Genomic DNA, 3,070 nt, shown 5'->3' on the forward strand with positions numbered 1-3,070 from the left:
AGGCCGCGCCCGCAGCTTCCCCTGCTGACGTGGTTCACGGGCCCCGACGTACGCCGGGATACGCCCCTGACTCCCTCGTGTCCACCATCACGGACCGCGTACAGGAAGCCATCCGTGACGCGGAAGGGGACATCGAAGAGGCTCAGAAAGCGCTCATCAAAACCGCCATCCCGGACGTGATGGAGCTATTCCGCCGGTCGCGTGTGGGTGGTCGATACGAGCACAGCGAATTCCCTCCCACGGATGACGTGCTCAAGAAGAAGAGCCAGAAAGGCGCTGATCAGATCTGGGAGGGGCGCCCAAAATGGCGAAATGAGAAACTGTTCAAGAGTCCCGATCCGCTACAGGTGTCCGTCCTGGACATGAACGCCGCATACTTGTCCGGCATGAAATGCTGGCTGCCCATCGGTCGACTGATCGAAGACACAAGCGGAGTGCACAACCCGAAGAAGTCCGGGGTGCACCTCATTGCGCCACCCGAATGGGATAACGCAGATCTCCCTAACCCCATGGGGAGCCGCAAAGAACCCGGTGACGTATGGGTACCCGAAGAGTTGCTGCGGACACTCATTTGGGCCGCTGACCAGGGGCTTTGTGAGCACCCCGTCATCCGGAAATCACTCGTTTCGGGTGCTACGGAAAACCTCCTCGAAAAGCTGCGCCGTGCCCTGGTGCAGGCCAGAGAAACCGCCATCGAGGAAGGTAACGAAATCGCAGTGGAGTACGTGAAAGCCATGTACTCTAAGTTTGTGTCCACCATCGGAGAAAGTTCCGCCAATCGCGATCTGAGGCGCCCAGACTGGATGCACAACATCCGAGCAAAGGCGACCGGAAACCTTATTCGTAAGGCAGACAAGGCGCGCTCCTGCGGCCTGCTGGTCGTCCAGGTTTCTGGTACGGATGAACTGCATGTGGTGGGGGACTGGCGGAACGCCGTGCTGGCGAATGGAAAGCCCGCATTTCCGGAGGGGCGCGGCCTTAACGAAGTCAAGGAAAAGAAGGATCACGCATACACCATCGGAGGGGGTAAGTAATGGGTGCACCTGACATGTGGCGCCGTTGGGGGGAGTGGCAGAAATACGGCGCCAGCGGGATGAAGGGCTCTGAGGCGCTGATTCAGGAGATCAATCGAATCGTGTACGAGTCTGGCGTTAAGTCGCCGATCACGACCCGGCGCGGGCAGGCAGCGCGGCTGCGCTACCTCGATAGTCCCGCGGGCCGTGAGGCGCTGCGGCAACAGGGTGTTTCCGACCGCGCTTTGAAATCCTGGCGCAGTGGAAAGGCCACCCCGGGGCCCGCCAACCGTCAGCGAATTGACGATGCGTACTGGGACCGCCGCCGCGAAAACCTCATCCGTTCCGGGCAGTTGAAGAAGATGCTCAACAACAACGGCTTCGGCCGCCGGATCGAGATCTACCCGGTAGATCAATCGCAGGTGGACGAAAAGCGCGCCCGGTCGAACGTCACGGACCGCTCGCTGCAAGTCCGCTACGTCTGGGATGACCTGGTGGACGCATGGGCCGCCCGGGACGAGGGCCTGGTGGAGGAGATCTGGGAGGACGTGATCACGGACCTGGACTCCGACTGGGGCGCGTACGCCTACGTCTCGGCGGTCAGCATCGGCGCCTGACCGCCGGCACCTCTGACGAGCCGTAACGCCCCCTTCGGGCGTTACGGCTCTCGCGTGTGTGATCCACGTCTCACGACGCTACCGTGAGTGCACACGAACTCACGCACTCGTCAAGGAGGTTGCCGTGACACATGACGTGGTCCGCGGCCTGCGTGCGCCCGACCAATCGAACCAGGGACGAACAGCCGGCGGGATGGGAGCCGATGCCACGGACTGCTTGGCGGCCCTGGACGCCACAGCCGACACCATCCGGGCATGGACCCCACTACTGATTCCCGGGCTGCTCCAGACCGGCGCCTACTCCGCCGCCGCCATCCGATCCCGCACCCCCTCCCTCCCCGACACCGAGGTCGCCCGCCGCACGGAACACCGCGTGCACCGCACCCAAGCCTTCCTGCGCCGCTGGAGCGGGGAGCAGGGCGGGTTCGCCTGGTTCCTCATGGGAGAGGCCGCGCTGACGCAGAGCGTGGCTCCGCTGGACGTCCATACGAGCCAGATCGAGCACCTGCTCACCCTCACGGACCGGTACCCGCGCATCGTGGTCCAGGTGCTGCCGGATGACGCGTCGACCGCCGGCACAGCCGAGCCGTTCTCGATTCACGCGCTCGCCGACGGGCCGCGCGTTGGCCACCTCGAAACCATCATCGGCGGCTGGTACACGACTCGCCCCGAGGATCTGACCCGCCTGTACGCTGCGTTCTCAGTGCTGGGTAAGTGGGCACTGTCCAGGACCGACACGCGGAGGGCGATCACAGCATGGCTGACGGAATGCGGGACCAACGCTGGCGCGGTGCCTCGTACGTGAAGTCCACGCACAGCGACCCGGACAACTGCGTCTACGTGGCCCGCCCCGAAGCCGGCTCCGTCGCGGTGAAGGATGGGAAGGCCCCGGCCGCCGGCCCGGTGCTCGTCGGCCGCGCTGCATGGGCGCGCTTCACCACCTGGATGACCGTCGAAGGCTGACCACAGCAAGCGCATCGGGCCGCCCCCATCCGAAGTGGGGGCGGCCCGATGCGTTTCATCATGTACCAGCTCCCGTCGACGGGGGACAGGACACCGATCGCGGACGATTGCACAGGTATTACCGCTGATAGTCGCTATAGGCAGAGTTGGGCGGTATAGCCGCTTCGTTCGTTCCTGATGACCAGCCGCGCCGCTGACCGGTCACCAGTCGAGGGCGGGGCCAGCGAAGCGACCGTCATAGTCACTGGGCTCACTGTCACGTGAGAAGTCGTCACTCACGCTTCCTTCGCTCAGCAGATCGCAAGTGCAGGGCGCTCCCTCATATTCGACCGATGCGCATTCCTCATCGTGAGGCCGGTAACGCATTCTCTTCCCTTTCGAGTGTTGGTGTGTCAGTTGGGTTTGTGTGTTGCGGTTTTTGCATGTGGTTGTGGGGGTGGGTTTCCAGGGTTTCCGGTGTGGGCTATTGCGGTTTCG

The 3,070-nt window shown here is 63.6% G+C and carries 3 protein-coding genes and 1 pseudogene; all 4 read left to right on the plus strand.

The annotated features are described in order from the left end of the window. Positions 1–1,034 (plus strand): annotated as a pseudogene (locus tag ACGFR7_RS37200) (acyltransferase); the annotation flags it as partial. Further along, positions 1,034–1,630: a hypothetical protein gene (locus ACGFR7_RS37205; RefSeq protein ID WP_393328445.1), complete on the plus strand. Its 597-nt coding sequence runs from the start codon at positions 1,034–1,036 to the stop codon at positions 1,628–1,630. The pseudogene ACGFR7_RS37200 and the gene ACGFR7_RS37205, both read left to right, overlap by 1 nt. Positions 1,631–1,754: 124 nt before the next feature. Beyond that, on the plus strand, positions 1,755–2,435 hold the full coding sequence (locus tag ACGFR7_RS37210; RefSeq protein ID WP_393328448.1) for a DUF5753 domain-containing protein: 681 nt from the start codon (positions 1,755–1,757) through the stop codon (positions 2,433–2,435). After that, a complete protein-coding gene (locus ACGFR7_RS37215) occupies positions 2,432–2,593 on the plus strand; it encodes a DUF397 domain-containing protein (RefSeq protein WP_393328451.1) in 162 nt (53 codons plus the stop codon). The genes ACGFR7_RS37210 and ACGFR7_RS37215 overlap by 4 nt, the downstream gene beginning before the upstream one ends. Positions 2,594–3,070 lie beyond the last annotated feature (477 nt).

The sequence above is a fragment of the Streptomyces sp. NPDC048516 genome (assembly GCF_043199875.1).
GTDB lineage: Bacteria > Actinomycetota > Actinomycetes > Streptomycetales > Streptomycetaceae > Streptomyces.